Here is a 5,772-nt window from a genome sequence, read left to right as displayed (position 1 = left end):
TTCTCTTATTGTATAATCCATTGATACCGTCGGAGAAATAAATTTTTATTCGATACGCACAAAGAGTCAAAATCAATACTAACGATATGATATATGTTATGTACGTTTTTTTTCGTTCTACTAATTTACCCTGCGTCGCCTCTTCAATCATATATGTATTAGCCACATCTTCTCTATCAATAAATCCTGTACTTTTAGCTGTGCCAATCAAATCTGATATAGAGTCATAAATAACTCTAGAGTATTTTATATTTTTAGGTATTGCGAACACAACAGACTCATAACCAATCAACTGATTTTTATATTTTTCATAGCCTAGGTTAGCCATAGCTAAATGACCATCTAAATCACCAGCTATAAATCCATCAACCTCCCCACTTTCAAACCCCTCAATCAAATCATTCGAGCACTTATAAGATATCGTCTCTATACCGTATTGATATGCTATTCGCTCGTTTCGTTGCAAAACACCTACACGACCTGTTTTCTCATTGCCGTCTAATGTAAACAGATTCTGCTTTAACAAACCTATGCTCTCGGTTACATAATAACCCTGCAATAGATCTTCTGAATAAATTGTAAGACGTGATAATTTATTACTTTCTAGCTCGCACTCTTCATCGTCACACTCTCTCGGCTCTATTTTCAAAAGCCCCATTTTATTCGATAAATATTGATATTTTGAAAGCACGGAGACGTCATTATCGTCATGACTAAAAAATGGCCTTACATCGACATCTACAATTAAATCCACCTCGACCAATTTACTATTATTTATTTCCTCTTCTAAATATATATCCCCGACATCCGATAATGCCGAGTTAAAAGGGTCTAATAAAAAATCAGCGTATTCTTTTATAATTCCAACATGTATTGATTTATTAGACGTAATAGGTGCCTTATGTGGATATAGTTTTAGTAAACTTGTGTTACCCGCGACAAAGATTGGTTTGCTATAAAGATCCGATATGCTTTCTACATAGTAGACCTTATTGCGAAGGCCAATTGAATGTAAGTAGCTCTGCGCGTCCTCTCCCCAAGTTGAGCCTTTCAACGCATATACTTCATCACCTCTTTGGAAACCTTCTTCAAAGTCTAGCTTGCTATATATGAAAACAATCTCATCACGGATAGGGTTAGTGAATGAGAAAGTATCTTCTCGCTGTTCATTTTTGGATAAATCGAATACCGCATGCACTGCACCTCTTTGTGCTAAGTCCAAAAGTTCACTTAATGGTGCTTTAAGTAACTCTACTCGTATTCCTGGTGGTAAATATTTCGCTAAGCTATCCAAATACTTTTCGTAAACTCGCGTTTTACCTGTATCACTCACATGCTTATCGGAAGCGCTGCCTGTGATGACCCCAACTCGTAAGGTCTTTAAGTCTTCATACACAGTTGGAGTCTCATTGAAAATATTCGTGGCAAAACTCTTACTCACCGAGAGCACGCAATATATAAATGCGATCAACACACTTTTATATACATACGATTTATTCATTCGCATCTAACAGGTTCCGGAGTGGATAAAAATAACCTAGAGATTACCGAAGCCCTCCCCCCATAAAAACTAATGTAACTTAAGGAAAGTTAAGCGAAAATTTAGCTCTCGGAAGAAGGTTCTATAAAAGAAGAGTTTTGGGGTGAAAAATCTTAATTCAAATAGCGTTAAAGCTGAAATTAGGTGGGGTGGTAACGGCTCCATGACAGGTGATATCAAGCAACACTGTGAGGCGGTTTTCTTTTAGCATACAACCAAGTTGAGGGTTGATACTTGCTCTCGCAATAAATGAGCACTCTATGCGACTAATGTGCGCATTACGAACTTTAATACAGGATGCTGCGTATATTACTTGCAGTTAATAATATTTTTAGGGAAGTGACAAATCACCATTTTTGTCAACTTCCCATTATTTCAATAGGTAGCCAAGCTACAGACAGGTTAAGCTATGAATTTAGTCGACATTACCTGTAGATGTCCAAACTTCTGCTCGTCTGTTCTCTGCTCTTCCCTCTGAACTCTCATTAGAGGCGATCGGCTTGCTCTCACCAAAAGAACGAATAACCAAGCGATTCTTCTCTACACCATCAGCAACCAAAGCATTTGATGTTGTAAGTGCTCTTTGTAGCCCCAAAGCTTGGTTGTAGCCTTCATCACCAGTGCTGTCTGTGTGCCCATCAACAGTGACCGAGTTGCCACTAGCCTGCAATTCGCTAGCTAATTGAGTTAAGGCTTCGCTGCCCATTGGCGTTAAGTTGTGTTGATCAAACCCAAAGTGAAGACGAGCCAATAGCCCGTGACGCTCTTGGTTACTTATCCAAGTCTCACATCCTGATTGATTCACACCCATGTTGGACTGACTGGCTAAGGCTTGCTTCAATGCACTACTATCAGATTGCTGTTCGATCTGTAGAACGCCCTGTCTGTGCTGGGCAATACCCACCACATCATCAACCCTAACGCTATGTTGGTATTCACTGAATGCCGTGTCGCAATAAACGTTGATACTTTGTTCCGCGTTGGCGTGTAGACTATATTGTAACGCCGATAGGACGATGGGGCCGATCATTAACTTTTTCATATTTTCCTTTAGTACAACTTAGTTGTTCCGCTTGTTTTTGAGCCTTTACGGATGAGTTCTTCAATCTTTTCAATTAGTTCATCTAGATTGGATACATCAATGATGTCTTCATTTGGATCAACTACGCAGTCTTGGAATCCGAATTGGTTAGACGCATCAAAATCGATACCAATCACGCCTATGTATAAACCTGGTATGGCCTCTCTCGCTTGGTTACACATTCCTCTATCAACCAACTCTTTGAGGATTCCATTTGGAGGGTTCTCTTCCCCATCGCTCAAAATCAACAGCATCTTTACCTTACTATCGTAAGCCTGTTGCTCTTGTGCATTATCGCTGTGAGGGTTCCCATCATTTAAAATTTGAAGCCCTCTCAAAATACCTTGATATGCCGATGTTCCACCGGACGGCCACATTCTATTAATCACTCCTACATCAGACAGCTTATTTGACATTGGTAGCGTATAAAACTGCATTGGGTCAGAAGCACCATGCCATTTAAATAGAGCATTGTTTTGTGCATGGTAGAAATTTGACTTTAGCGCTGATTTATCGGTGAACATAGTCGACAAAGTTGTCGGGAAATCAACGTAATCAAAAACATCCGGCGATGTTATGCGGGTTAAACGAAAGACATCCATGATACGCCTAGCTGCGTCATAATTATCTTGTCTTGGTTCATCACAATGAAACTTATTATAGGCACAGTTGCGTATCTGTTGTTTTGAGTACTGACTCCAATAAACCCAATCCAAATCATTGTAGGAATATGGCGACAAATAGTTGTTATAGTTGCTTTTATAACTTAACTGACTCGTTACATTTGTATCGTATTTTGCAATTTTTTCTCTCGTTCTTACGTTAAAAGGTGCAAAACCAACGCGATTGAGCAACTTATTTGCGGAATTAGCTTCTTTCGGCTCAGCGCAAACCTCTTGCCACTCACCCTCCACATATACCCGACGAGTAGATGTGCAAAGCAATTTTCTTGAAATTTGATCAACTGCAGTCTTTAGGTCATCGATCTTCTTAGTATCGTCGACACCCCACCGTAGAGCCATTGAGCCAGAGAAGTCCAACACAAACGCAAGATCGATGTTATTGTCACCAAGATAAGTAGAGTACTTTCGAGCAAGAGACCGTCCCGCTAGAACTTGCTGCTCATCAAATGAAGGGATAAAACGGCTCGTAAACCAAGAGTCATGCGTCGTTTTTGCATTAACCGTGTATTGGATATATTCAAGAACTCCTGCTCCCTCATCTTCTGCTTGATGAAACCTCTGGGTAGAAAGATTCGTTGACTTAATGTCTCTCACGTAATTCTCGACATATTGGATCGCTAGCCCGCGTGCAAGATCAAGCTCATCTTCAATGGTCACTGCTATCGCTGCCGCCTCTGCAGAGTCTCTTAGGCGACTGGTCTCTTGCACGTAGCGTGTGCCTTCAACCGCCCAAAAGGTCACTCCCATGATAGGAACAAGTAATAAACCCATCCATACCACAGCAACCCCTTGCTGTTTTCGAAGGCTGAGGTGCTGGAGGTTGATTTTCCGTTCAAGCTGCATTTTCATCTCTTTATCTCCCCGGCATGATTGAAGAAGAGGTAATCTTGACGGTAGTGCTTGTACCGCTGTTAAAGAAAGGTTGGAACCAGGAGCTTTCTTCTTCACAAAGGCTAACGCGGTATAAGGGGTAAACAATACCTTTATCTACCGGTGCTAAATCCGCATGATCAATAATTGAATCGGTTTGACAGTTTAAGCTTCTAAACTTACTACTACTAAACTCAGCAACATTATTGTTGTTGGTTAACGACTCTATCTTAATTGCAACATTGTTAACGGGCGTATTCAGCATTCGACTTGCAACTTTCACCATATCTCGTAATTCTTTCCGCGTAACGGAAACGTTTTGTCCGGCTAGCACATCGCCATCAAAGTAACGAGAACGTTCTTTGATAATATTCACCAAAGCAAAACTCGATCGATCAAGCTTTGCGCGGGTAAGTAATTGATTGCTCAAGTCAGCAGCAAAGAGGTAAATACCCCAAAGTGCGATCAGTACGAACAGTAATTCAATGGTAAAAGAGCCCTGTTGACGAGACGCAGAACAGACACGTTGTTTACAGCTCATCATCTTTCCAACCCTCATGTTCTAAATTCAAAACCATGGTGCGAGAGATATCTCTATCTGCAGCGCCTACTAGCATAATGATCGGCGTGTAGCGGTAAATTACAGTGATTTCGGCAAGGTCATAGTTGAAGTTCAAACTTTGCCCAGCGTGTCCTCTGTTCGCCACAAAATCATCATAGTTTTTAAAATACCTCCCTTTGATCGAGAAACGTGAACCGTCAATTAAAAAGCGCCATAAGTTGTCATCATCTTCAATTAAGCTTCTGAATTTTTTCTCGTACTGCTCGTTGACCCCTTTACCCTCATAGATCTTAGCGTTTCTGATGGTTTCTCTAAGCGAGTACTCGGTCATGTTCACGACGTAGATTCGATAGCTCGACTCAAAAATTGCGAACGTTGCAAAGAACAGAACCAGAGCACCCAATACAAACTCAATGGCAGTTACTCCCTTCTGCTTATTAAAGCGCTTCATTAGACGCTCCCGTTTGAGTGAGCTCGGCGGTAATAGCCTGAATTTCTTGCGTCGAAAACTCGTCTTTTAGTAGTTTTTGGGCTGAGTTGACTTTGTCGGTTTTCATCAATGCTATCGCCAAGTTTGCTTTGACGATCTTATTAGCGGGATCTTCTTTCAACACCGGAGCTAACGTTTCAATCGCCTGATGATACTCACCATTAGCTATCTGAATCATCGCGATATTATTCTTTATTACAATGTCGTCGTAGCCACGTAAGCGAGCAAGACTCAGCTCCTGGTATGCTTTATCGTACTGACCTATTTTTGCATATGACACACCGAGTAATACGTGGATTTGACCGGAATTGTTTCCGGCCTCAACCGAATTTATATAAGAGGAAATAGCACGACCAATGTCATTTTTATCATCGAAAACTTGGCCTTCTAGCTGATACAAACTTGGGTTAACGATGCCCTCTTGATGAAGGTGTTGAACATAGAAATTTGCCGATTCGATATCACCTTTGTGAAAGTATGCCCAGGCCAGTCTCTGTTTCACAGCTGGATCTTCCGAGCCCTGCTCCAACTGGTATTTGTAATGGC

6 protein-coding genes are annotated in these 5,772 nt (G+C 41.0%); all 6 read right to left on the bottom strand.

All coding sequences use genetic code 11. The annotated features are described in order from the left end of the window. A partial coding sequence (locus tag BCT81_RS16380; RefSeq protein WP_133152644.1) for a hypothetical protein occupies positions 1 to 1,396 on the bottom strand: 1,396 nt, incomplete at its 3' end. 559 nt (positions 1,397 to 1,955) lie between these two features. Next, positions 1,956 to 2,582 (bottom strand): OmpA family protein, encoded by a 627-nt coding sequence (locus tag BCT81_RS16375; protein ID WP_102425125.1) that lies wholly within the window; start codon positions 2,580 to 2,582, stop codon positions 1,956 to 1,958. Positions 2,583 to 2,590: 8 nt separating this feature from the next. Beyond that, a complete protein-coding gene (locus BCT81_RS16370; protein WP_102425124.1) occupies positions 2,591 to 4,147 on the bottom strand; it encodes a pilus assembly protein in 1,557 nt (518 codons plus the stop codon). Positions 4,148 to 4,157: 10 nt separating this feature from the next. Beyond that, positions 4,158 to 4,715, bottom strand: coding sequence for a tight adherence pilus pseudopilin TadF (gene tadF, locus BCT81_RS16365; RefSeq protein WP_102425123.1), 558 nt, complete (start codon positions 4,713 to 4,715; stop codon positions 4,158 to 4,160). Next, positions 4,705 to 5,187 (bottom strand): TadE family protein, encoded by a 483-nt coding sequence (locus BCT81_RS16360; RefSeq protein WP_102425122.1) that lies wholly within the window; start codon positions 5,185 to 5,187, stop codon positions 4,705 to 4,707. The genes tadF and BCT81_RS16360 overlap by 11 nt, the downstream gene beginning before the upstream one ends. Then, on the bottom strand, positions 5,174 to 5,772 hold a 599-nt coding region (locus BCT81_RS16355), incomplete at its 5' end, for a tetratricopeptide repeat protein (RefSeq protein WP_102425121.1). The genes BCT81_RS16355 and BCT81_RS16360, both read right to left, overlap by 14 nt.

The sequence above is a fragment of the Vibrio sp. 10N.261.52.A1 genome, from assembly GCF_002876325.1.
GTDB lineage: Bacteria > Pseudomonadota > Gammaproteobacteria > Enterobacterales > Vibrionaceae > Vibrio > Vibrio chagasii.
The sequence above is the reverse complement of the archived record's forward strand: the minus strand, read 5'-3'. Positions and strand labels throughout refer to the sequence as shown.

Excerpts from the sequence above, each read along its gene's own strand:
- tadF (WP_102425123.1), bottom strand. The coding sequence starts at position 4,715 with ATGAGCTGTAAACAACGTGTCTGTTCTGCGTCTCGTCAACAGGGCTCT.
- BCT81_RS16370 (WP_102425124.1), bottom strand. The coding sequence starts at position 4,147 with ATGCAGCTTGAACGGAAAATCAACCTCCAGCACCTCAGCCTTCGAAAA.
- BCT81_RS16360 (WP_102425122.1), bottom strand. The coding sequence starts at position 5,187 with ATGAAGCGCTTTAATAAGCAGAAGGGAGTAACTGCCATTGAGTTTGTA.
- BCT81_RS16375 (WP_102425125.1), bottom strand. The coding sequence starts at position 2,582 with ATGAAAAAGTTAATGATCGGCCCCATCGTCCTATCGGCGTTACAATAT.